This is a genomic window from Parabacteroides sp. Y3-G-102 (assembly GCF_023656845.1).
Lineage (GTDB): Bacteria > Bacteroidota > Bacteroidia > Bacteroidales > Tannerellaceae > Parabacteroides > Parabacteroides distasonis.
Genome location: NZ_JAMOKU010000044.1, coordinates 21,067 through 44,078 on the forward strand (window position 1 = coordinate 21,067; position 23,012 = coordinate 44,078).

Annotated in this window: 19 protein-coding genes and 2 pseudogenes; 9 read left to right on the plus strand and 12 right to left on the minus strand. The window is 38.9% G+C overall.

The window, feature by feature from the left end; translation table 11 throughout:
* Positions 1 to 732: 732 nt before the first annotated feature.
* The 8 genes and pseudogenes from cas2 to NBH16_RS18300 all read right to left on the minus strand — a co-directional run bounded on the left by cas2 (position 733) and on the right by NBH16_RS18300 (position 9,655).
* Complete coding sequence (gene cas2, locus NBH16_RS18270; RefSeq protein ID WP_005864259.1) at positions 733 to 1,065, minus strand: CRISPR-associated endonuclease Cas2; 333 nt, start codon at positions 1,063 to 1,065, stop codon at positions 733 to 735.
* A gap of 5 nt (positions 1,066 to 1,070) precedes the next feature.
* Entirely contained in the window at positions 1,071 to 2,006 is a 936-nt protein-coding gene (gene cas1 / locus NBH16_RS18275) for a type II CRISPR-associated endonuclease Cas1 (RefSeq protein WP_121962670.1), read from the minus strand.
* Positions 2,007 to 2,016: 10 nt separating this feature from the next.
* A complete protein-coding gene (gene cas9, locus NBH16_RS18280) occupies positions 2,017 to 6,579 on the minus strand; it encodes a type II CRISPR RNA-guided endonuclease Cas9 (RefSeq protein WP_250788948.1) in 4,563 nt (1,520 codons plus the stop codon).
* A 266-nt stretch (positions 6,580 to 6,845) separates the two neighbouring features.
* The gene (locus NBH16_RS23470) at positions 6,846 to 7,289 is read right to left on the minus strand and encodes a GNAT family N-acetyltransferase (RefSeq protein ID WP_306439182.1); all 444 of its coding nucleotides are present in this window, start codon (positions 7,287 to 7,289) and stop codon (positions 6,846 to 6,848) included.
* A pseudogene (locus NBH16_RS23475) lies at positions 7,269 to 7,706 on the minus strand (GNAT family N-acetyltransferase); the annotation flags it as partial. The pseudogene NBH16_RS23475 and the gene NBH16_RS23470, both read right to left, overlap by 21 nt.
* Before the next feature lie 7 nt (positions 7,707 to 7,713).
* Complete coding sequence (locus NBH16_RS18290; RefSeq protein WP_005864267.1) at positions 7,714 to 8,259, minus strand: GNAT family N-acetyltransferase; 546 nt, start codon at positions 8,257 to 8,259, stop codon at positions 7,714 to 7,716.
* The gene (locus NBH16_RS18295) at positions 8,256 to 8,813 is read right to left on the minus strand and encodes a GNAT family N-acetyltransferase (protein WP_044545687.1); all 558 of its coding nucleotides are present in this window, start codon (positions 8,811 to 8,813) and stop codon (positions 8,256 to 8,258) included. Before NBH16_RS18295 ends, NBH16_RS18290 begins: the two co-directional genes overlap by 4 nt.
* A gap of 14 nt (positions 8,814 to 8,827) precedes the next feature.
* Complete coding sequence (locus tag NBH16_RS18300) at positions 8,828 to 9,655, minus strand: SDR family NAD(P)-dependent oxidoreductase (protein ID WP_005864270.1); 828 nt, start codon at positions 9,653 to 9,655, stop codon at positions 8,828 to 8,830.
* A gap of 149 nt (positions 9,656 to 9,804) precedes the next feature.
* Between NBH16_RS18300 and NBH16_RS18305 the strand changes: the two genes are divergently transcribed.
* A complete protein-coding gene (locus NBH16_RS18305) occupies positions 9,805 to 11,091 on the plus strand; it encodes a TIGR01777 family oxidoreductase (RefSeq protein WP_005864272.1) in 1,287 nt (428 codons plus the stop codon).
* A gap of 106 nt (positions 11,092 to 11,197) precedes the next feature.
* Here the strand turns inward: NBH16_RS18305 and NBH16_RS18310 are convergent, their stop codons facing one another.
* From NBH16_RS18310 to NBH16_RS18325, 4 genes and pseudogenes are all read right to left on the minus strand, one after another.
* Complete coding sequence (locus NBH16_RS18310; RefSeq protein WP_005864275.1) at positions 11,198 to 11,500, minus strand: helix-turn-helix domain-containing protein; 303 nt, start codon at positions 11,498 to 11,500, stop codon at positions 11,198 to 11,200.
* Complete coding sequence (locus NBH16_RS18315; RefSeq protein WP_005864278.1) at positions 11,484 to 11,819, minus strand: type II toxin-antitoxin system RelE/ParE family toxin; 336 nt, start codon at positions 11,817 to 11,819, stop codon at positions 11,484 to 11,486. Before NBH16_RS18315 ends, NBH16_RS18310 begins: the two co-directional genes overlap by 17 nt.
* Positions 11,820 to 11,873: 54 nt before the next feature.
* Positions 11,874 to 12,437: a flavin reductase family protein gene (locus NBH16_RS18320; RefSeq protein WP_005864280.1), complete on the minus strand. Its 564-nt coding sequence runs from the start codon at positions 12,435 to 12,437 to the stop codon at positions 11,874 to 11,876.
* Positions 12,438 to 12,443: 6 nt separating this feature from the next.
* Positions 12,444 to 12,887 (minus strand): annotated as a pseudogene (locus NBH16_RS18325) (flavodoxin); the annotation flags it as partial.
* Between the two features lie 608 nt (positions 12,888 to 13,495).
* On the opposite strand from NBH16_RS18325, the gene NBH16_RS18330 reads away from it, so the two are divergent.
* The 8 genes from NBH16_RS18330 (at position 13,496) to NBH16_RS18365 (ending at position 22,918) form a co-directional block, all read left to right on the plus strand.
* Positions 13,496 to 13,816 carry a helix-turn-helix domain-containing protein gene (locus NBH16_RS18330; RefSeq protein WP_004300590.1) on the plus strand — a complete coding sequence of 107 codons (321 nt, stop codon included), beginning with the start codon at positions 13,496 to 13,498 and terminating at the stop codon, positions 13,814 to 13,816.
* Positions 13,817 to 13,933: 117 nt separating this feature from the next.
* Positions 13,934 to 15,307, plus strand: coding sequence for an ATP-binding protein (locus tag NBH16_RS18335; protein WP_025813877.1), 1,374 nt, complete (start codon positions 13,934 to 13,936; stop codon positions 15,305 to 15,307).
* 36 nt (positions 15,308 to 15,343) lie between these two features.
* Positions 15,344 to 16,837, plus strand: coding sequence for a type I restriction-modification system subunit M (locus NBH16_RS18340; RefSeq protein WP_004300588.1), 1,494 nt, complete (start codon positions 15,344 to 15,346; stop codon positions 16,835 to 16,837).
* Between the two features lie 5 nt (positions 16,838 to 16,842).
* The gene (locus NBH16_RS18345) at positions 16,843 to 18,375 is read left to right on the plus strand and encodes a type I restriction-modification system subunit M (protein ID WP_004300587.1); all 1,533 of its coding nucleotides are present in this window, start codon (positions 16,843 to 16,845) and stop codon (positions 18,373 to 18,375) included.
* Positions 18,368 to 19,480 (plus strand): restriction endonuclease subunit S, encoded by a 1,113-nt coding sequence (locus NBH16_RS18350; protein ID WP_117860470.1) that lies wholly within the window; start codon positions 18,368 to 18,370, stop codon positions 19,478 to 19,480. Before NBH16_RS18345 ends, NBH16_RS18350 begins: the two co-directional genes overlap by 8 nt.
* Positions 19,481 to 19,537: 57 nt before the next feature.
* Complete coding sequence (gene xerA, locus NBH16_RS18355) at positions 19,538 to 20,521, plus strand: site-specific tyrosine recombinase/integron integrase (protein ID WP_004300585.1); 984 nt, start codon at positions 19,538 to 19,540, stop codon at positions 20,519 to 20,521.
* Position 20,522: 1 nt separating this feature from the next.
* The gene (locus NBH16_RS18360) at positions 20,523 to 21,668 is read left to right on the plus strand and encodes a restriction endonuclease subunit S (RefSeq protein WP_250741327.1); all 1,146 of its coding nucleotides are present in this window, start codon (positions 20,523 to 20,525) and stop codon (positions 21,666 to 21,668) included.
* A gap of 32 nt (positions 21,669 to 21,700) precedes the next feature.
* Entirely contained in the window at positions 21,701 to 22,918 is a 1,218-nt protein-coding gene (locus NBH16_RS18365) for a DEAD/DEAH box helicase family protein (RefSeq protein WP_250788949.1), read from the plus strand.
* The last annotated feature ends 94 nt before the right edge of the window (positions 22,919 to 23,012 follow it).

The following is a 23,012-nucleotide window of genomic DNA, read 5'->3' on the forward strand; positions in this document are numbered from 1 at the left end:
TTGGAAACAGCGATTAAGACCGATCCTAAGCTCGTTAGCGGTTGTGATTTGCTTTCAAATTTCTATCTTTGATCCATTGGAAACAGCTTCGATGATTTGATTATTACCATACACGAGGTTGTGATTTGCTTTCAAATTAGTATCTTTGATCCATTGGAAACAGCACGAGCTTGGTGACTTGATAAAGGATTGAGTTGTGATTTGCTTTCAAATTAGTATCTTTGATCCATTGGAAACAGCACCATTTACATATACAGGTGTGCCAGTCTTGTTGTGATTTGCTTTCAAATTAGTATCTTTGATCCATTGGAAACAGCATCCGTCTTTTGTCATGTTGGATGAAGCCCGTTGTGATTTGCTTTCAAATTAGTATCTTTGATCCATTGGAAACAGCGGTAAAGGAACCTGTATATGTTCCGGTACGTTGTGATTTGCTTTCAAATTAGTATCTTTGATCCATTGGAAACAGCCATCCACGTGTATTAACTTTATGATATCCTGTTGTGATTTGCTTTCAAATTAGTATCTTTGATCCATTGGAAACAGCTTTAAAGAGGAAAGTAGGTTTGAAACCATGTTGTGATTTGCTTTCAAATTAGTATCTTTGATCCATTGGAAACAGCTTAATCTGTATTATATGCTGTATATCAACTAGATGATAGAATGGTTAGAAAATAAAAAAGAAAAGTTTCCAATGTAATAAATCCCGTTTTATGACGGGATTTATTATTTCTAGAAAAGCTCTAATTGTTGGCCGGGTGTATTAGGAGGTTGTACTTTTTTCCCATAGAACAACTCAATATTCCCAAATTGTTTGTCTGTAATGCACATTATTCCTATTTGCCCGTGTTCTGGTAAAAATGATTTTACTCGTTTTATGTGTACTTCTGCATTTTCTTGGCTGGCGCAATGTCGCACATAAATAGAGAACTGAAACATGGTAAAGCCATCACGCTGCAGATTCTTACGGAAATCACTATAAGCTTTCTTTTCTTTTTTTGTTTCCGTAGGTAAGTCAAATAATACCAACACCCACATAATACGATATTCGCTAAATCGATCCATGATTATTACCGTTCTGGATACACGATTCTTCGTTGCTCTCCACTGAAACATTTGTAAAGAGAGGCTGTTGTTTGAGCGACAGCGATCATTAACGGACTTCGTTTACCTCCAATCTTAACTTCTAATGTAGGAATAGAAAGAAGTGATGCTTTCCATTCTCTTGTTAATATTTCGGGTGATATACCCTTTGTTCTTATTAAACCAAATACAAGCTCATCAACATAAGGTCTATAAGGTTCCATGATGTCATCAGCTAAACAATAAGCATTATATCGGTTATGGTGATGAATACCCAATGTGGGTAACATACCACTTGTGACTAGTCCACGTGCAACAATAGCACGAAGGATAGCATAACCATAATTTAATAAATTATTAGGAGGTATACCTTCCCGATCTCTTGTAAAACCTTCTATGTGTCCGAACAGATACTTCCAATAATAAGCAGCTGCACGTCCTTCCAAATTGTCAGGATCTCCACTACGTACATCATTGGCCCATATCCGCATACATTTTATTTCTTCGTTTTTACAAGAGCATAATACTGATGCTTGATTGTTGATTTTCGCTTGAATAGTCTGTTGCCAAAGTTGTTTCTTTAAAGGTAAGGAAGCGTCTAATTGATCTCGAAAGCGCTCATTTTGTGTCGTGTTTCCATAAAGCGGAAGCATGAGGCCTACTGGCATACTTCGTCCATCACATGTAATAACTGCGCAATTATTCTCTAGTAATGCTTCCAATACACCCTGGGTAATAGTAATTTGTTTGTTGTCAAGAACTATCACTGCAATATCTTCAATTGGTTTAGTAATTTCTGATTGTCGTTTGAAGCTTTCGGGCACAGTATCATTCTTTACTATCTCCGGTAACTTAATAACTAATTGCTGGTTACGAAGTGACAGGTAAGCTGGATTACCAAAATAAAATGTTTTCTTAATCATAGGATAAAATCTAATTAGTTAGTATACATAAACCTACTTGAATTATATTTCCTAATCTATCAACTTTAATGGGAAAACATATTTCTTTAACCATTTCACCTGTTATAGCTTTTTGATTTTTAGATTGAGGACTACCAATACCATATTCATTCTGAATGCAATTTTCACCATTACAATAGATTTCTGCAGTAGCTTTAGGTAAAGCAAAAATCAAATTGGCTGTTGAAGCTGGGATGAAATTAGCGGTAATGCCACTTGAGTCAACCATTTTGTATATTCGATCCCTATCTATCGGCATTACGACTTCCCCCTTATTAATCTCCTCCTGTGTCGGTACATATACCAGATCATTAGGAGAGAGTATATATTTAGGTAGATTACCATTCTCATCTTCAGGAGCCGAGGAAAGTCCCTGCTTTTGGCGTTCGATCACTACATTTAAGGGAATCGTGCTATAACTTCTTTTACGGATTACTTTTTTCGTATCCTTATCAATCTCTTCTGTTTCATAGATAGCAAAGAACAGGTTGGTTCCTTTTGCTGCCTCTACAAATTTAGTTCGCTTATTCCCTTTTTGTCCTACAGTAAACTTTTCAGCTTTTTCGTAGACACGCACTTTATAAATGGGCTGATGCTTTTTTCCTTTATTCAATATAAGAATATTACGGTTCATTTCATCAATACCATCTGGAGAGAATGCCAATGTGGGATCATTGTCTTTAGTTTCCAAATGTCGAAGCATAATTTGTTGGATACCTGTATCTGTAATGCTTTCCTTTATCTTCTTTTTGTCGAAACTAGTATCTATAGGCTTCCGCACCGCAAAATAGCGGTCTTTCGTCTCTTTTGTAAAGTAATAGACTTTGATTTTTGGTGGATTAATATCTTGCCAAGTATCTTTATTTTCCTCGAAATAGTTCTTTATTCTTTTAGTGTCATAGCCTAACTCGAGCATAGCGAGTATTTTCTTCTTCAAGTCCATTTCTACTATTGCCTGTGGTTTCTTTAAGGCCTCATTAAATGATACGGTTTTTATCATACGCAAATTTACTTCTCCGTGAACCGTTTCCTTATGCATTGATTTACGGATAGCCCAACTATCCCCTTTTGATTGGTTGGAGACTATCTTCTTTCCATTTTCATAATGCTGATAGTGGTTTGTTGTCTTGTTGATCACACGCAAATTTTGCTTAAAGCTAACCGTTATTTTCTGCAAAGCTGTCAATGTATCTTGAGTGAATGTTTCCCAAGGCTTGTCAATAACCCATTTGTAATTACCGTTATTATCAGTCTTGTCCTTGTGACATAATAGGGTTTGCAAATCTCGCCGTGTTATCTTTGTGTTTTTACTAGCCGACACATTATTGAGATAGTTCACGATGTTACGATTTGCGCATGCAATGATAATGGCATCCATCGCATGATGGCGGTGATCAATACGTTTTTTATTGAATCCCTTTTGTAACTCTAAGGGCATGGAGGGGATCATTGTATTATTGGTATTGATAGAAGTGAAACGGGTACTTTCAGTCAGTTCATTCAACCGAATGAAACGAGGAAGTACAATCTTATTCCAAACATCGTTGATGCCCCAATCCTTTTTTAATCGATCGGTAATACCTCCTGTACAAGGAATGACATTCTTGGAGATAGCCTCTTGCTCGTTTTCTTCACGCACTATATTAGAAAGCAGAGATTTTACTACTTTACTAATATAGCGGCTGTCGTTGAGTTGCCGTTCTATAAATTGATCTGGAATATCTTCCATGAGTAACTTTTTCATTTTACTTCTGTTATGTGAATAAGATTCATGCACAAGTTTTTCATAGGCTTCCACGGAAAGTACCTCAACAGGCTTGTCAAAAGCTAATTCCACCTTTTCTACATGATGGTTTTTAATAAACTCATAGCCGAGGCTCCTATCCTTCAATTTATTTATCTCAGATTCACAGATCACCTTGTTGCTAAGTGAATCATCGAAATAACGTGATTGAGGAATAATATGTTCTATTTCATAAGCAGGAGTGAATAATTTACTTAATGGTATCATTTCGCCTGTATAAGGTGAACGATATTTTTGCTCCAACCATAGTTTGTAACGTAGTATTTCCGAGCGTGTTGGACGTTTTAGAGTATCTGTTTGGTTGAATTTTCCTAATATAATTCCTATATCTTCCGGTAATTCTAATATACTATTTAGTACGCCTTCTTCATAAATACGCAATAAATCCTGCTGGCTGGGGGAATATGGACGTACATTCTCTATTCCAAATTCCGGATTCAAAAATTCAGTCAATAGTGCTTTTATGCGTAAATTGGTATTCTCGTTCTTTATCATTTGTTGTGACATCCGGGCACGCTTGTCCGCCGGATTTTTCATTTCCCGTCCTAATTCAATATGTATCTCATCGATATGGCCTACTTGTTGCCAAATATCTCGTACGGTACGCAAGGTTTCCGTTATCACTTGCTCCACGATTGGGTTGCGTAACGAATGTTGTTTAAACGATTTTAAATAGAGATCTATATCCTTGGGAGTCTTCCATTTAACTATATCCTTGACTTCGGAGTGACGATCGTAAACTAGATAACAAGCTAACCATAAAGGCAAAGCTCGAAAATGGGTAATATCAGTTAGGTTAATAGCTTTTTGTCTAACTCTCTCACGAATGTTCTCGTCATACTCTCCATCTATAATTTTATTAATTCGTATTCTTGTCCCATTATCTATGTTTTCGATACTCCAATATTTACCCATTCGCATCAATGGAAGCAATTTCTTTATCGCCTTAGCCGAGTAAGAGCCATATTCCTTCTTGAAAGGAGGGAAATTCTTGAATTGTTCAATAAACTCTTCGCTTAGGTTATTCTTATTGGCAAAAGAGTGTAAGGCTTTTTCTATTTCTTGTTTATCTTCTATGGAATATAATATATGCCATAATGTCTCTTCCTTTTCCTTAGAAAGAAAAGCTTTTGGGATATGCGCTTTTCCTAAACGAGCTATTATTTGTGCATGGGTTTCATTACAGGGATAAGGTTTATCTTCCACATAATTCCAACGATAGTTTGAAGTTGTTTTCTTAAAGCCGAATGGCGGGTATTTAAAAAAGGCTTTTTGATCGATTTCTTTCTTTTCATTCAGCCACTCAAATAAAGTGACATAATCAGCCTCGGTAGGGAGTAATTCTTGTGTTACGTCAACATCCGTTTCCTTCCTGTAGATACGTAGGTTTACAATAAATTGCCAAAGGCGAAATTCTTGATAGAGAGGATGAGACTTGGCTATACATTTAATGGATGCATGTTTGATTTCTCCACTCTCTTTATCAATATACCTATTTTCCTCATAGGGACAATTGTCGATCAATGATTTCTTGCTCTTCAGTGGACGTTGATAGAAAATGATATCTTCTATAAATAAATGACAGAAATCTCGTGTGGAAATACTATTCCTACGTGGTTCGTTATTGGGATAAAGCTCATTAAGGCAAGCAATATATAACTGTTTATCTCGTAATTCCTCATGAAATTCACTTTGGGTCTTTAGTATTTGATAGAGTTCGTTTTTATAGTATTTACGTTCGATAGTACGTACTAGCTTCCCACGTATTTTCTGGTCTGGTTTTTGCAGAAGTGTATCATAAATATAAGCGCCGACAGTCATCTTGATCTTGTCGATATCTGCTTCCGTCTTCTTTTTAATTAATGTCCAATCATCATCTTTTGGCGCACGGAAAGAACGCTTTATATTTCCTTCCTTATCTTTCTTAGGACTACCATCAGCCTCTAGATCAGTGGTGACTATAAATTCTTTAGTTTTACCTTCCCAATCCAATGGTATATTACTTGTGCGCCGGTAAATCATCCCATTCTCCAAATGTACGTTATACCAGGTGTCCTTGCCTTTTCTCTCTCCCGAGTCTTCGACTTTTTCTACTTTCAATGAATAATATTCTACTAGTTTATTTGGAGTTTCCTCCTCTTCACCTCGAAGTTGATAGTATCCTCGTTTCTGATTAAAGTTCAAAAGAATCCAAGCGAGTTCCTCTTTTGATATTTTTTGTGTTAATGCTTTCTTTCTAAGGTAATAGATCGTCCAATCGTAGGGTACTTTTTTGTTGTTTGCGATAAGTATGGGATGATGTTCGGTAAAATTGGCCAACATCTCTTTAAAAGACTCCTGAAAGATAAATTTGTAAGAACCTGTATCGTCTTTTACCCAAGGTAATTTACATTCTATGTCATTTAAGAATTTGCCATAGCGATTGAGAGAATCGGAATAATGCTTTGGTAAAAAGCCGAGTAAATCGAGAATTCTATGCAGGCGCTCACGTCTTAATAGATGGCGTTCACGCAATCTACGTATACCACGATAGCTTGTTCGATCCGCAGTTTGTGAGATAGAATTTCCCTTATCGAAATTTCCTAAAATGGCTGCGTCCATAGGTATAATACGACTGCCACAAGCTTCTATACCATATAAGTGTTCTTTATTATATTCATCTATATAAGCATTGATTAATGCCCATCCTATACTATTTGTACCTAAATCTAATCCTACTATTTTTTTCATGACTAGTATTGTGTTAACGATTTTTTCAAAGATAAAATAAATTATCAAGAAATACTTGCTTTATAAATATATTCTTTATTTCTTTGCTATACTAATTTGAAGCAAATCACAATAAGGATTATTCCGTTGTGAAAACATTTAGGTTCTAGCCCATCGTCCTTTATCGGTGGGCTTTTTTTATGTGTAACTAGTCCTGTTTTTTGATAAGAATGCCTTCGTTAGGCTACGCATATAGTCATGATAGGCTACACGATTACCTTAAATTTTTAAGGAAGTGTAGCTTGAAGATGAAGTATCGGGAATGGCTTGTTGGAGGAATCTGTCTCGTCTCTTCCTATCACTTGGAATCCCAGATGCTGATAGAAATGAAGTGCGGTTGTGTTTTGCTCATTTACGTCGACTTTTCGGATGGGTGTCTCTTGCAAGGCGAATTGGATAAGTCGTTTACCTAATCCTTTGCCTTGCTCTTCCGGATGTACGAAAAGCATCTCGATAAGCTCATCGCTTAAGCCCATGAAGGCGGCGATCTTTCCTCGCTCATTTCGGATGATATAAAGTTCTACCAATGGGAAATATCCGGGAACAAGTTCTTTATAAAATAAGATATCCTCTTCTTTTAGGAAATGATGGGTACTACGTACGGACGCTTCCCAAAGCAGAAGAAGCTCATTGAAGTCCTCGAAGGAGGGACGGGTTATCGTTCGCTTCATCGGGGTGTACTTCATCCCATGTGTAGTTTGTTCTTCGCAGATTGGTTCGAACCCGAATTTCCGGTAGATTGGGATTGCATAGGAAGAGGAGTTGACTGTCATTTCCGAGACTGGCTTATCTTGGATAGCGGCCTCGAATAATCGTTTGCCGATACCTTTTCCATGATACATAGGCGTGATGAAGAATAAGGAGATATGCTTTCCTTCATTTTTTGTCGCGATTAGACCTATTAATGACTCACCCTCGAATGCTCCGTAAATGGTTAGCTCATTTACCAGATCCTTATTGTAAATGAAACTCTTGAAGGTTTTCAATCCCTCTTCGTCGAAGTCATTCTTGCCACATTGGATGAACACGTCCAAAGACAAGGTTAATGCCTTATCGTATTCGTTTACCTGTAATTGTCTTATTTGCATAAATGGATTATAAGTCTTTGTTCCCAACTAATTTCTCATCCGCTACGATCTCAAAATGATGCGCATCGATGAATCGTCCGTTTTTGTAACAAGCTTTTCGGAAGATGCCAGTCTTCTTGAATCCCACTTTCTCTAATACCCGCATGGATGCCAGATTATATTCATACACCGTGGCGAATATACGAATAACCTCCGTATGCTCAAAATAATACTGGATCGCATCGGCTAACGCTTCAGAGGTAATCCCTTGGTTCCAATATCTCTCACTGATCCAATAACCGACTTCCGCATTGAAACGTTCCACATCCGTTCCTCTCACAAAACCTATATTGCCGATTGCCTCACCATGAACCACAATGCAGAAATCCGATATTTCAGTTTTTTCTCGTGCTTGGCTGATGAAGCAGCGGGCATTTTCTTTTGTATAAGGATGAGGCAATCCATCCCGACAGTTATCCCAGATCTTCTTGTTATTAAGGTGCAAGGTTAAGGATTCCGTATCTTGACCTTCCCAACTCCTGAGCGTATATAAATCTTTTGTTACTACTATCATAAACTATTGTTTTTGTTTGAAAAGGAATGATGGTCAAGATAATAGCACAAATGATCCTCTATTTGTCCAGTATGCATTAGCTCTGCTTGATGAAGCCGTCCTTCGTATACGAATCCATTCTTCTCTAATACACGTTGTGAGCGTTGATTGTGAGGATAACAATTTGCCGTGATCAAATGTAAATCCATTTGAGTAAATCCGTAATTCAATACGGATTGCACTGCTTCTGTCATGAAGCCTTGTCCCCAACACTCTTCTTTTAGCCAATAACCCAGCATGCGAGCATGTGGGTTTTCTCTTTTGGGATCAGGAATGATGCCAATGGAGCCAATGACTTGTTGAGTCTCTTTTGATACGATAGCCCAAACCCCTTCTTTTCCGATAAATATGGTATTTAGTACATCAATAGTCTCTTCGATCGTTTCGAGAGGTTTCCATCCTGCGTTATTGCCTAGGTTTGGATTCTTACAGCTCTCAAAAACATCAGGAGCATCGCTTTCGCTGAAAGGACGGAGCACAAGACGGTTGGTTTCTATATTCGATGTTTGTGTCATATACGGATGTTTATTTAGTCGAGATAGATCATTTTCTTGGTCATCCCACCGTCAATCGTAATATTCTCGCCATTAATGAAATCGTTTTCCTCTTGACAAAGAAATAAGCACATACGGGCGATATCCTCCGGCTTTCCCACCCTTCCGGACGGATGTTGAGCATGATCCTCCGGGCGAAGCTGGTCGTAATTGTTATTCTGTATCCAACCGGGAGCGATAGAGTTTACCGTGATATGCCATTCCGAGAGCGATAAGGCCAACGCATGTGTCAAAGAATAGATACCTCCTTTAGAGGCGGCATATCCCTCGCTACCGGGTTCACTCATCAAGTAACGGGTAGAGCAGATGTTGATAATCCTGCCGTATGGATTGGGGATATCGAGAGATTGCCGATGGAGCGCTAATTGGCGGGAGGTGATAAACGCCGGGCGTAAGTTTATGGATAGTATCTTGTCGAAATCCTCTACGCTTGTTTCCGTGATGGGAGAGAACTGACTGACACCTGCGTTGTTGATAATGATATCAATATCTCCCCACTCCTCGATGATCTTTCGCAGGCAATCTTCTAGTGCGGTTTTATCACTAACGTCCACGAGATGGAATTGTGTCCCGGTTTGTAGGGCAGTCTCTTTTCCTAAGGTCTCGTTCTTGTCGCAGAAGGCCACACGATGTCCGGCTCCTCTGAAAGCCCTTACAATCGCTTTCCCGATCCCCTCGGCTCCACCGGTGATGAAGACTCTTCTTGTTTTATGAAGTGTCTTCGTTGTATGCCCCGTTCTAGTGCCGGAAGTCTTCCGGGCTTGGTATTCTGCGTACTTATTTTCCAGATAATTGTCTGCCATGATTCAGTCACTATTAAATGAGGACAAATATAGTTGTTTTCTGTCGAACCGATTTCTTTTAGTCGATATTCTGTTTGGGATACTAAAATAGAACCGGAAATTGCCATCTAAATTGCTTGTGGATTTGTTTTAATAGAAAAGTATTGATTATGAGAATAGCGATCAGCGGGGCAAGCGGATATATCGGTCAGCATCTTTCATCTTTTTTAGAGGGAAAAGGATATGATGTTATCCCTTTAGGGCGGGATTTGTTTAAGGAAGATTGTTTTGATGAATTATGCCGATGCGTGGAATCCTGTGAAGTCGTCATTAATTTGGCGGGTGCTTCCATTAATAAACGTTGGACGGAGGCTTACAAACAAGAGTTGTATGATAGCCGTATTTGCGTGACCAGACAGTTGGTGCATGCCATAAACACGAGAAGCGTGAAACTTGAGTTGTTTATTTCGGCCTCCGCCGTAGGTTATTATCCGGCTTTCGGGGAATATGACGAGTATCATGATTGCCGGGGAATGGATTTTTTGGCCCGGTTGTGTGGGGCGTGGGAGGAGGAAGCGTCCGCATGCTCATCGGATGTGAGGCTTGTCATTACCCGTTTTGGTGTCGTATTGTCTGAGGATGGAGGGGCCTTGAAAGAGATGCTTCGTTTGCAACGCTTCTCACGGGTAAGTGTCGTGATCGGTAACGGGCAACAGCGTTTTCCATGGATCAGCCTGTTTGATCTATGCCGCTCTTTTGGGTATATCATACGGAATAGGCAGATGAGGGGTGTGGTAAATTTGGTTTCTCCAGACCTTATCACCCAAAAGCAGTTGGCTCATACGTTAGCGAGAGCGGATAAGATCCGTAGGATCATCCCTTTGCCTGAGTTCTTTTTTCGGCTGAAGTTTGGCGAGGGAGCGTCGTTCGTGACAAAAGGGCAAACCGTCCATCCCTCTAAATTACAGGAATCTGGGTTTACATACATTTATCCAACAATAGAGAAACTTATGAATATAACAGATCATCATACCGTACCGGAACTGGATATTAAACGGTATATGGGGCGATGGTATGAAATCGCCCGTTATGAGAATCATTTTGAGAGAGGCATGACGGATGTGACGGCCACGTATACGTTGCTTCCGGACGGAAAGATCCGTGTGGAGAACGAAGGATATAAAGGCGGCGTTCACAAGAAAGCCACCGGTCGTGCGAAACAACCGGACCCTAAAAATAATCCCGGAAAATTGAAAGTGGCTTTCTTCTTATGGTTCTATGCGGATTATTATATCTTAGAACTTGATGCGGATTATCAATATGCGGTGATAGGAAGCAGCACGGATAAATACCTCTGGATCTTGAGCCGTGAGAGGAACTTACCGGAGGCGGTTCGGGAAGATTTACTGGGGAAGATAACGGAACGTGGGTATGATATCTCTAAATTGATTTCATGAGCTGATGTATAAAGGGGTAAAGCCGTAGTGATTACGCCTTTGCCCCTTTTATTACTCATATTGGAAAACAATCTTAACAGAGGCGATCTGAGAGAGTTCCTTTTGCTCACATGATAGGCTTTACGATTTCAATTTTAAGGCCAAGCGCATCAATAATACGGAAAAATAAACCAACTCCCGGTTCTATGATTCCTTTTTCAATTCTTGATATATAGGTCTTATTAGTTCCTACTTTTTCGGCCAACTCGGATTGTGTCATTTTCTCTTGCTTCCGTGCGTCACTAATAATTTGCCCCACACAATAAGAGTATGCTTCTTTGCGAAACTCCTCTCTTTCTGGTGAGCCAACCTTGCCGTATAATTTATCTAATACAGCGTCCATACTCCCGATCTTAGGATTTGCTTGCATAATATTCATTTTTGAGTTTTAAAGCCTTTTCTATTTCGCTATTAGGGGTTTTCTGAGCCTTTTTCTGAAACCCATTGAATAGCATGACTATATTTCCATCATCAAAGATAAAGAAGGCCCGATAGATGTTTCTGTTATGGCTTGCCCTTAACTCGTACAAACCGTCACGGATTAGCTTAACGAAGTTCTTGTTAAGGCGTTCTTGCGTTTTAAGCATATCGAGCACATAAGAAACTTTTTTCTTTGCACCATCATCTAATGACATAAAGAAATCTATGAAATAATCTTCATAGTATAATATTTCTCTTTCTTTTTCCATAGTGCAAATATAAATTAAGTTTACATATATAACAACTTTAGATAGGCTTTTCTTTTATGTTTTCAGTTGCTTCCCATCGGAAAAGGCATTTCCTACCTTTTCGCCCACTCTCAAATAGTCGTTGTTGAATGGATCAAAGATGATGGGAGCGGCTTTAGCTACATTCACCTTGCCGTTCTCATCAAGTACACGCTCGTCAACACTGACATTTACGATCTCGCCACGGAGTATGCAAGTATCTGGATCGTAATCTTTCAATTTACATTCGATAGCCACGGCCAATTCGTCGATCAACGGAGCATCTACGAAGTCTGATTTTGTAGCGTGAAATCCTGCTTTGGCAAACTTGTCGGTAACTTTATTGCCTGACACGATACCTACATAATCACAAGCTACGACATGATCGGCATCTGCCATGCTTACCGTGAAAGCTCTACGCTTCAGGATATTCTTAACTGTCTTGTGACCGGCGCTAAGACACATGCTGATCTCATTCATCTCACTGATACCGCCCCAAGCGGCGTTCATCGCGTCGGGAGTTCCATCTTCTCCATACGTGGCGATAATAAATACGGGTTGCGGATAGCTCAAAGGCTTCGCTCCAAAATTCTTTCTCATAATCATTTATTTTTTAGTCCAATTCTTGATATCTTCTTCTGTCGCTCCGTTCATCAACTTCCCTTTTTGCCAGTTCACATCCGGATAGGCTTTCCGCAATTCACTCTCTGCGTTCGAGATATTGCTGCTGCCTGATGTGGCGAATGGGATAACGGTTTTGCCCGAGAGATCGTATTTCTCCAAAAAGGTGTTGATGAGTCTTGGGGCTTGATTCCACCAGATGGGAAATCCTAGGTAAACGGTGTCATACTCCGCTAGGTTCTTCAAATCATCGATAATGGCCGGTCGTGATGTAGGATCGTCCATCTCTACGCTGCTGCGTGAGGATTTATCCCGCCAGTTCAGATCGGCGGAGGTATAGCTTTTCTCAGGTTGGATCTTGTGAAGATCACCACTGACAATAGACGCGACTTGTTGGGCCGCTTTTTCAGTATTTCCCGACGCAGCATATTATGCTAATTGATTGTCAATAGTTTATGGTTTAAAAGATAGAAGCCTCAAAAATTTACTTGTTTTTTTGCCGAAAATCGAAGATTTAACACTTTTAACCTTAGTTTGTTTTCAAACGAAGGGAAAAAGAGAAAAATGACTCTATTTTGCTCTTAAATCTCCGTTTCGCAAAGATAGGGCATGTCTGTGATTATTTCGCTGATTATGGATGCAAAATCATAAATGAGTTCACGGATTTTTTAGCTTATAATTGGGGTGGTCTTCGATTTTGGTATAGCTATTTCTTTCTTCCCTCTTTTAGTTTTACTTTAATGCGTGTATATATGAATACAGGGATAAAGTAAAGTTACTTTTCGTTTGAATGGTCAAACTAATATTAAACAGACATAGCAAGGAGGGGTTGTTTACGCCTGTATAACGAATAGTATTTTATTTGTTAGTAGATGTATACTGTGCTTATGAATAATATGATGGCATTTAATTTTGAAATTCTATTCCAAATGATTATGTCTATGACTGATTATATGGCTTTGATGCGATTTTTTATGTGTAATGTATCATTAAATAAGTAAAAAGTAGTATCTTTGTATATTATATGATGAGTTAACATGGCAAAGAATACAATGGGGACTAAGTTGCCCCGAAAATTAGAACAAAAGATGTCCGTTGTGGGAGAACAGATTAAACTGGCTCGCTTGCGCAGGAATCTGAGTGTAGCTCAAGTGGCGGAACGTGCCACCTGTTCTCCGTTGACCGTGTCCCGAATAGAGAAAGGTGTGCCGACAGTGGCAATCGGAATATATTTGCGCGTGTTGTATGCTTTACAGCTTGACGATGATATTCTGTGGTTGGCCAAAGAAGACAAACTAGGGAAAACATTACAGGATTTGAGTTTGAAGACAAGGAAAAGAGCTTCGAAAAAGAGATAAAACTCACTTTTTTCTGCATATAAGTCGATAATGACTCTATCAGGATAAAAAATACAGCTTAAAATTTTGTATTATGCCATAAAAACATTATGTTTGCACTGCATAATAATGTGGGATATGAAATTTGTTGATAGAATAGATGAAGCAGCACGACTGAAGGATGCTCTTGCAAGAGAGAAATCCTCGTTAGTTGTGATGTATGGTCGCAGACGATTGGGTAAATCAACGCTTATTAAAAGGGTGTTGTCAGAAAATGATGTATACTTCCTTGCAGACCGTTCGGAAGGTCAACATCAGAGGGCATTACTTGCAAAAGTGATAGCACAGGTGTTTCCTGATTTTGAGAAGTTGTCGTATCCCGATTGGGAGTCGATGTTTCGTGCGGTTAATTATCGAACAGACAAACGTTTTACTTTGTGTTTGGACGAATTTCCGTATCTTGTGGAGCAATCTCCTGAACTGCCGTCTGTATTGCAGAAACTTGTTGATGAGAAACAGTTGAAGTATAATCTGGTGCTTTGTGGTTCATCACAAAATATGATGTATGGGTTGTTTCTTGATTCTACTGCGCCTCTTTATGGTCGTGCTGATGAGATAATGAGACTTACCCCTATACGTTTACCCTATATTCAGGAGGCATTGAACCTTAATGCGATGAACGCTATTGAAGAGTATGCTATATGGGGCGGTGTGCCGCGCTATTGGGAACTGAGGGAAAACAGAATTTCGCTTGATGATGCCATGTGGCATAATATCCTTTCTGTAAATGGGACTCTTTATGAGGAGCCGGTAAAACTGTTTCAGGATGATGTTAAGGATATAGTCAAGACTTCGACAATAATGTCTTATATCGGTACTGGTGCAAACCGTCTTTCCGAAATTGCTGCACGATGCAATGAACCTGCAACTAATCTGTCGCGTCCATTGAAGAAACTTGTTGATCTTGGTTTTTTGGAAAAAGATGTTCCGTTCGGGATTGATGAAAAGAATGCGAAAAAGAGCCTCTACAAGATTGCCGATCCGTTTATGGCATTCTACTATCAGTTTGTTGTCCCTAATCGTTCGTTCATTGAACTTGGTCGTCGCTTACCCATAGAACAGGCTTTGACTGCTCATTTCTCTGAGTATGTGAGTATGCAATGGGAAAAACTGTGTCGGGATGCCGTAACAGGAAATCTTGTTAATGGAGTAGTTTATGGCAAAGCAAAACGCTGGTGGGGCTCTGTTCTCAATGAGGATAAGAAGCCGGAACAAGTTGAATTTGACGTGATGGCTGAATCGCTCGATAAAAAGTATCTGTTGGTCGGAGAATGTAAATGGACAACAGGGGAGAATGGCAAACAGCTAACTGCTGAGCTTCTCCGCAAAGCTAATCTGTTGCCGTTTGCTAAGAACTACACTATCGTTCCTGTACTGTTCCTTAAGAACGCTCCGAAAGATGATGCTGGGAATGCAATGTTGTCGGAAAATGTTGTAGAGTTAATGAAGTAAAGAGATATCAAATTTACGATTTGACAGAGTTATTAGATGGCAAAAAAAACAATAAATAAAGAGCTTACAGGTGCACAGGACTTATACAATTTCTTGTTTGAGGCCTGTAATATAATACGCGGTCCTGTAAGCCAAGATAATTTTAAGGATTATATCACGCCTTTACTTTATTACAAGCGGATATCTGATGTTTATGATGAAGAAACAGAAGAAGCTTTAATATCAAGTGGTGGTGATAAGGAGTATGCATCTCTGCCAGAACAACATCGTTTTGTTATTCCTGATGGTTGTCATTGGCAAGAAGTCCGAGAGCGTACAGAAAATCTTGGAGCTGCCATAGTCGGTGCTATGAGGCAGATAGAGATAGCAAACCCAGATACATTGTATGGGGTGCTATCTATGTTTTCATCTCAGAAATGGACTAACAAAGCAATACTCAATGATAGCAAGATTCGTGACCTGATAGAACATCTATCAAAACGAAAACTTGGTAATAAGGATTACCCTGCGGACTTAATGGGTGATGCTTATGAAATATTATTGAAGAAGTTTGCCGATGATAGTAAGGCTCAAGCTGGAGAGTTTTATACTCCTCGTTCTGTTGTGAGATTATTAGTGCATATTCTCGATCCGCAACCGGGGGAAACTGTATATGATCCTGCTTGTGGTAGTGGAGGAATGCTTATCGAAGCTATACGATATATGCACGATGATTCTCTTTGCTGCGGAAGTATATTCGGACAGGAAAAGAATGTCGTGAATGCGGCCATTGCTAAAATGAATCTATTCCTGCATGGTGCATCTGATTTTAATGTAATGCAAGGCGACACATTGAGAGACCCAAAAATTCTTCAAGGTGGTAATATCGCCAAATTCGATTGTGTTATAGCAAACCCCCCATTTTCTCTTGAAAATTGGGGAGCAACGGAATGGAGTTCAGATAAATATAAGCGCAATATCTATGGCACACCGAGTGATAGTTGTGGTGACTATGCGTGGATTCAGCATATGATATGTTCTATGTCTTCCGGCAAGGGGCGTATGGCTGTTGTAATGCCGCAAGGTATTCTGTTTCGTGGAAATCAAGAAGCAGAAATAAGGAAACAATTAGTCGAAAGTGATTTGATAGAAGCCGTTGTTACATTAGGAGATAAATTGTTTTATGGAACTGGACTTTCACCGTGCTTTTTGATAATACGAAGAATGAAACAGGCTCATCATTCCGGACGGATTTTGATGATAGATGGTTCCAAAATTCTAACTCAAAAGAGAGCGCAGAATATTTTAGAAGAGAATGATATAGATAGGTTATATTCACTTTATCAAAATTACTCCGATGAAGAGGACTATTCTCGAATCGTTACATTGCAGGAGATAAGAGATAAAGAGTATAATCTTTCGCCCAATCGCTATGTGGTTTACCACAAGGAGGAAATTCGTCCTTATGCGGAAGTGTTGGCTGAGTTCAAACAAGCATACGCAGATGTGAAGCGATTGGAGAACGAATTTTCATTACTCATTAACGCATAATCAATATGGCAGAAAAAGTAAAACAATATCGTCTTCCTGATGACCCTATTACGCTCGATGAACTTAAAAGTTTCCTTTGGGCGGCTGCCACTCATTTGCGTGGTCAGATTGATGCTGCAGGATATAAAGAGTATATTTTCCCTTTGCTTTTTTTCAAACGCATTTCCGATGTTTATGATGAACAGTTTGAAGGATTTGTGTGTGAAGGAGGAGTTGAGTATGCAGGTATGCAAGTAGAAGATCTCCCCATCCGTATTCCTGATGGTGCGCACTGGAGAGATGTTCGTGAGGTGACGGAAAATGTTGGTAATAAATTAGTCGAAGCATTTATTGCCATTGAGCAAGCCAATCCTGCTAAGGAAATGGATGGTAGAAAAATCGGAGGATTAGAAGGTATTTTCGGACCTAAGGATGGCTGGACCAATAAGGCGAAGATGCCTGATAATATCATTACTTCGTTGATTGAGGATTTTTCTAAATATACGTTGAGCCTAAAGGCTTGTCCTGCCGATGAGATGGGGCAGGCATACGAATACCTTGTTGGAAAGTTTGCCGATGATGCCGGAAATACTGCTCAGGAGTTCTATACGAATAGAACAGTCGTTCAACTTATGGCTGAGATACTGCAGCCACAACCGAATGAAAGCATTTATGACCCAACTTGTGGTTCCGGGGGTATGTTGGTTAAATGTTTAGACTATCTTCGCAACAAAGGTGCAGAGTGGCAGAGTGTACAGGTGTTCGGACAAGAGGTGAATGGCTTGACTTCTTCTATTGCACGAATGAATCTTTATTTGAATGGAGTTGAAGATTTTTCGATTGCATGTGCAGATACGTTGGAGCATCCTGCATTCTTGGATGGCAGCCATCTTCGTAAGTTCGACATTGTTCTGGCAAATCCTCCTTATTCAATCAAAGAATGGAATCGTGAAAAATTCATGAATGATAAGTGGGGACGTAATTTCTTGGGAACGCCTCCGCAAGGAAGAGCTGATTATGCATTTTTTCAACATATTATTGCTTCGATGGATAGAAATACTGGTAGGTGTGCTATATTGTTTCCCCATGGTGTACTATTTCGTGATGAAGAATATGAGTTGCGCAAAAAATTAGTTGAAATAGATATTGTAGATTGCGTAATTGGACTTGGTCCTAATCTATTTTTTAATGCTTCTATGGAGGCTTGTATTATTATCTGCAAAAATAGAAAAGAAGATAGTCATAAAGGTAAAGTTATTTTTATTGACGCAAAAGGAGAGGTATCAAGAAAGAATGCTGAAAGTTATTTAGAAAATACTCACATCCAGAAAATTATTTCTGCTTATGAAAATTTTGAAGATATAGAATATTTTGCAAAAGTTGCTGATATAAATGATATAGATAATAATAAGAGTTTGCTTAGTATACAAAGTTATGTCAAGCAAAAAGGAACAAATGAAATATACATTTTGGATGAATCACTCCCAAAATGGATTGAGGCTTCAAGATCAATGCATATCGAAGTTGCTAATCTTTTAAGTATGCTAAAATATGAGTAGGGTAAAGTTTGGAGATGTCGTTAAAGATGTGAAGATAAATATAGATCGTCTAAATAATCCGTATGAATACTATGTTGCAGGCGATCATATGGATTCGGAGGATTTAACCATACATAGGAAAGGATGTTTTACAACAGATGATGTTGGACCTGCTTTTATTCGTGTATTTAAACCAGGTCAGATTTTGTATGGTTCAAGAAGAACATATCTAAAGAAAATAGCAGTTGCTGATTTTGAAGGAGTATGTGCTAATACTACTTTTGTTTTTGAAACGAAAGATCCTCATGCATTTGAGCAACGTTTGTTGCCGTTCATTATGCTATCAAAGGATTTTACGACTTGGTCGATAGCTAAATCAAAAGGTTCTACAAATCCTTATGTGTTATTTTCTGATTTGGCTGATTTTGAGTTTGAATTACCTCCATTAGAGGAACAAAAAGTTCTTGTTGATAAATTATGGGCAGCCTATCGATTGAAGGAGGCTTATAAGAAACTACTTGTTGCCACTGATGAAATGGTGAAATCGCAATTTATCGAGATGTTTGGTAATCCTGTTACGAATACAAAAGGTTGGAAGACTGCTAAGATTAAAGATGTCGCCCCGGAAATGCCTTCTAAAGAGCAACTATCTGGCAAAATCTGGCTATTGAATCTTGATATGATAGAATCAAATACTGGTAGGATAATAGAGAAGGTCTATGAAGATGTTGAGAATGCTTTATCTGTTCAATCCTTTGATGAAGGGAATGTACTATTCTCAAAATTAAGGCCTTATTTAAACAAGGTTGTGATACCAGATGAGCCTGGAATGGCAACGACAGAACTGGTTCCATTACGTCCAGAGCCTAGTAAATTGCATAAAGTATTTTTGAGTCATCTGTTGCGGGGTAATCAGTTCGTTAATTATGCAAATGATATAGCTGGAGGTACTAAAATGCCACGAATGCCGCTCACTGAGTTAAGAAACTTTGATTGTATCTTACCGCCAATGGACAAACAACTTGAATTCGTTTTCATAGCAGAACAGGTCGATAAATCAAAATTTGAGTTGAAGCAGTGTATTGAAAATATCGATAAAGTCATAAAGAGTTTAATAAACGGATAGAATAAGAGAGATACGTTGATAGCTGCGGCTTAATTGGATAACAAATTTATTAATAATATGATAGAGAATCTGATTAATGACATAGAGCAGGCTATGCTGGGAGTTTTAAACAATGAGCAAATGAGTCAATTACGAAAGGTGCTAGATTATGCCTTTCGTGATATCAACGTGTCGTCTAAGAACAATGAAGAGTGCAGTGGTAATAGTGAATTAATAGATAGTTTTTTGTCGGCTAAACGAGTCGAAGGTTGTTCGGATAAGTCGATGCACTATTATCGAAGTACATTAAATAATGCTATCAGGAAAATAGAAAAAAATATTCGCCATATCACTACTGATGACTTGCGTAATTACTTAAATGATTATCAGCAGACAAGCGGTGCTACAAAGGTTACGGTAGACAATATACGTCGCATTTTGTCAAGTTTCTTTTCATGGCTTGAGGATGAGGATTATATTGTGAAGAGTCCGGTACGTCGGATTCATAAAGTAAAAGTCGGAAAAACAGTCAAAGAAACATACTCCGATGAAGCGTTAGAACAAATGCGTGACCATTGCGAAGGTATTCGCGATTTAGCCTTGATTGATTTGTTGGCCTCTACTGGTATGCGTGTCGGGGAGTTGGTCAAACTCAATCGGAACGATATAGACTTTGAAAACCGGGAATGCATCGTTACCGGTAAAGGAGATAAGCAACGTCGAGTTTATTTCGATGCTCGTACAAAGATACATTTACAACGTTATTTGGCAGAACGGATAGATGACAATCCTGCCCTGTTTGTTTCATTATTAGCACCTTACGATCGCTTACAGATAAGTGGTGTGGAAATACGTTTACGTCGTTTGGGGCGTGAATTGAATATTCCTAAGGTGCATCCTCATAAATTTCGCCGTACGTTGGCGACAATGGCGATAGATAAAGGTATGCCTATAGAGCAGGTCCAGCATCTCTTAGGGCATCAAAGTCTTGATACAACATTGCAATATGCTATGGTGAATCAGACAAATGTAAAAATGTCTCACCGTAAATTTATTGGTTAGTATGTCGCAATTTATCGAGATGTTTGGTAATCCTGTTACGAATACAAAAGGTTGGAAGACTGCTAAGATTAAAGATGTCGCCCCGGAAATGCCTTCTAAAGAGCAACTATCTGGCAAAATCTGGCTATTGAATCTTGATATGATAGAATCAAATACTGGTAGGATAATAGAGAAGGTCTATGAAGATGTTGAGAATGCTTTATCTGTTCAATCCTTTGATGAAGGGAATGTACTATTCTCAAAATTAAGGCCTTATTTAAACAAGGTTGTGATACCAGATGAGCCTGGAATGGCAACGACAGAACTGGTTCCATTACGTCCAGAGCCTAGTAAATTGCATAAAGTATTTTTGAGTCATCTGTTGCGGGGTAATCAGTTCGTTAATTATGCAAATGATATAGCTGGAGGTACTAAAATGCCACGAATGCCGCTCACTGAGTTAAGAAACTTTGATTGTATCTTACCGCCAATGGACAAACAACTTGAATTCGTTTTCATAGCAGAACAGGTCGATAAATCAAAATTTGGCGACTTCAAATCGCAATTTATCGAGATATTTTATGGCATGGAAACTACTCCTGTAAAAGATTATATTGATGATTCTTTTCCTGGTGAATGGGGTACTGAAGATAAGGATGGTAATGGAGTAAAGGTTATACGTACTACAAACTTCACAAACTCAGGAAAGCTGAATCTTGCAGATGTTGTTACCCGCAGCATTGAAGATAGGAAGGTAGTTAGAAAGCAAATTAAAAAGTACGATACCATACTTGAAAGATCAGGTGGAACTGCTGATAATCCGGTGGGTAGAGTTGTGCTATTTGAAGAAGATAACTTGTTTTTGTGCAATAACTTCACGCAGGTTTTGAGATTCAAAGACGTTGATCCAAGGTTTGCATTCTATGCATTATACTACTTCTATCAGACAAATAGAACTGCAATCAGAAGCATGGGAAGCAAGACGACAGGAATTCAGAATCTCAACATGAGTAAATATTTGGAAATCGGCATTCCAAATGCATCAGATGAGGATCAGAAAGCGTTTGTTACAATTGCAGAACAAGCCGATAAATCAAAATCTGTCATTCAAAAAGCTTTAGTATATTTGAATGACATACAGAGTGACGAATTAGGGAAAATCGCTTAATTATTAAATTGATAACAATAAAAACCATAGATATGTTTAACGAAGACAATACAGTGGAGCAAATGCTCATAGAAGCTGCAACCCAAAGTAGTTGGCAGTATGTAAAGTCACAGGATATACCTCGTAGTTCTGATTCTGTCCTTGTTGAATCATGGCTATTGGAAGCTCTTGTCAGGTTAAATCCAATAACACGTCAACAAGCGGAGCAAGTTATTTATAAACTCCGTGCTGCTATTACTTGTGGAGGTAATTATGATGAATTGGTGACTGCCAATGACCGTTTTCGTACATTATTATTTAATGAAAACACAGAGCCTTTTGGAAAGGATGGTGAATATATACCTATCAGATTCTTTAGCGAAGATGCGGTCGAAGATTATTGTGTAGTGACCAATCAATGGGAGTTTCCACGTAGTTCTGTTGAAGGAGGTAAACGTTTGGATTTGGTTTATCTGATAAATGGAATTCCGGTTTGTGTTGGTGAAGCAAAATCTCCTGTTCGCCCTCAGATAACATGGGCTGACGGAGCCATTGATATGCTGCATTACGAAAAGAGCATTCCAGAAATGTTTGTTCCGAATATATTAACCTTTGCTACAGAAGGTAAAGAACTTCAATATGCCGGCATCTGTGCCCCTGTTGACAAATGGGGACCTTGGTTTAATGATGAAAGTCGTCAGCATGGTACAATAGAGTCGGTTAAAAGTAACGTAATGGGGTTGGTTCAACCAAACCGACTGCTTGATATATATCGTTACTATAGTGTTTTTACAGGAACATCATCAGGCAAAAAAATAAAAATAGTTTGCCGTTATCAACAATATCTAGGTGGTGAAGCTATTGTTCAGCGTGTCTTAAATACATATCGAGAGAAACAAGGTCCGAAGAAAGGTCTTATTTGGCATTTCCAAGGTTCGGGAAAATCATGGTTGATGGTATTTGCTGCCCAAAAATTACGTTTGCAGAACGAATTACATGCTCCCACAGTTGTTATCGTTGATGACCGTATTGATTTGGAAGATCAGATAACGGGCGATTTTACTCGTGCTGATATTCCTAATATAGAATCTGCAAAGACAAAAGATGAGTTAGTTGCATTTTTCAAGCAGGATCAGCGCAAGATTCTGATAACGACAATTTTCAAGTTCGGAGATGTTGATAATGTACTGAATGAAAGAGATAATATCATTTTATTGGTAGATGAAGCACACCGAACTCAGGAAACCTCAAATCCGCAACTAAGCCCTTGAACGTCCTTATTGCGTTTACACGTCCTCTCATTACTGAATTTGCAGATAATTTGAACTTGAAGCACCCACTTCTGCCTACAATATCCCCTTACCC

What these genes read in the sequence shown, in the direction of transcription:
- NBH16_RS18310 (WP_005864275.1), bottom strand. Translation starts at nt 11,500, where the DNA reads ATGCAAGCAAATCCTAAGATCGGGAGTATGGACGCTGTATTAGATAAA.
- cas9 (WP_250788948.1), bottom strand. Translation starts at nt 6,579, where the DNA reads ATGAAAAAAATAGTAGGATTAGATTTAGGTACAAATAGTATAGGATGG.
- NBH16_RS18365 (WP_250788949.1), top strand. Translation starts at nt 21,701, where the DNA reads ATGTTTAACGAAGACAATACAGTGGAGCAAATGCTCATAGAAGCTGCA.
- NBH16_RS18320 (WP_005864280.1), bottom strand. Translation starts at nt 12,437, where the DNA reads ATGAGAAAGAATTTTGGAGCGAAGCCTTTGAGCTATCCGCAACCCGTA.
- cas2 (WP_005864259.1), bottom strand. Translation starts at nt 1,065, where the DNA reads ATGGATCGATTTAGCGAATATCGTATTATGTGGGTGTTGGTATTATTT.
- NBH16_RS18330 (WP_004300590.1), top strand. Translation starts at nt 13,496, where the DNA reads ATGGCAAAGAATACAATGGGGACTAAGTTGCCCCGAAAATTAGAACAA.
- NBH16_RS18340 (WP_004300588.1), top strand. Translation starts at nt 15,344, where the DNA reads ATGGCAAAAAAAACAATAAATAAAGAGCTTACAGGTGCACAGGACTTA.
- xerA (WP_004300585.1), top strand. Translation starts at nt 19,538, where the DNA reads ATGATAGAGAATCTGATTAATGACATAGAGCAGGCTATGCTGGGAGTT.
- NBH16_RS18345 (WP_004300587.1), top strand. Translation starts at nt 16,843, where the DNA reads ATGGCAGAAAAAGTAAAACAATATCGTCTTCCTGATGACCCTATTACG.
- NBH16_RS18290 (WP_005864267.1), bottom strand. Translation starts at nt 8,259, where the DNA reads ATGATAGTAGTAACAAAAGATTTATATACGCTCAGGAGTTGGGAAGGT.
- cas1 (WP_121962670.1), bottom strand. Translation starts at nt 2,006, where the DNA reads ATGATTAAGAAAACATTTTATTTTGGTAATCCAGCTTACCTGTCACTT.
- NBH16_RS18315 (WP_005864278.1), bottom strand. Translation starts at nt 11,819, where the DNA reads ATGGAAAAAGAAAGAGAAATATTATACTATGAAGATTATTTCATAGAT.
- NBH16_RS18295 (WP_044545687.1), bottom strand. Translation starts at nt 8,813, where the DNA reads ATGACACAAACATCGAATATAGAAACCAACCGTCTTGTGCTCCGTCCT.
- NBH16_RS18360 (WP_250741327.1), top strand. Translation starts at nt 20,523, where the DNA reads ATGTCGCAATTTATCGAGATGTTTGGTAATCCTGTTACGAATACAAAA.
- NBH16_RS18350 (WP_117860470.1), top strand. Translation starts at nt 18,368, where the DNA reads ATGAGTAGGGTAAAGTTTGGAGATGTCGTTAAAGATGTGAAGATAAAT.
- NBH16_RS18300 (WP_005864270.1), bottom strand. Translation starts at nt 9,655, where the DNA reads ATGGCAGACAATTATCTGGAAAATAAGTACGCAGAATACCAAGCCCGG.
- NBH16_RS23470 (WP_306439182.1), bottom strand. Translation starts at nt 7,289, where the DNA reads ATGAAGCGAACGATAACCCGTCCCTCCTTCGAGGACTTCAATGAGCTT.
- NBH16_RS18335 (WP_025813877.1), top strand. Translation starts at nt 13,934, where the DNA reads ATGAAATTTGTTGATAGAATAGATGAAGCAGCACGACTGAAGGATGCT.
- NBH16_RS18305 (WP_005864272.1), top strand. Translation starts at nt 9,805, where the DNA reads ATGAGAATAGCGATCAGCGGGGCAAGCGGATATATCGGTCAGCATCTT.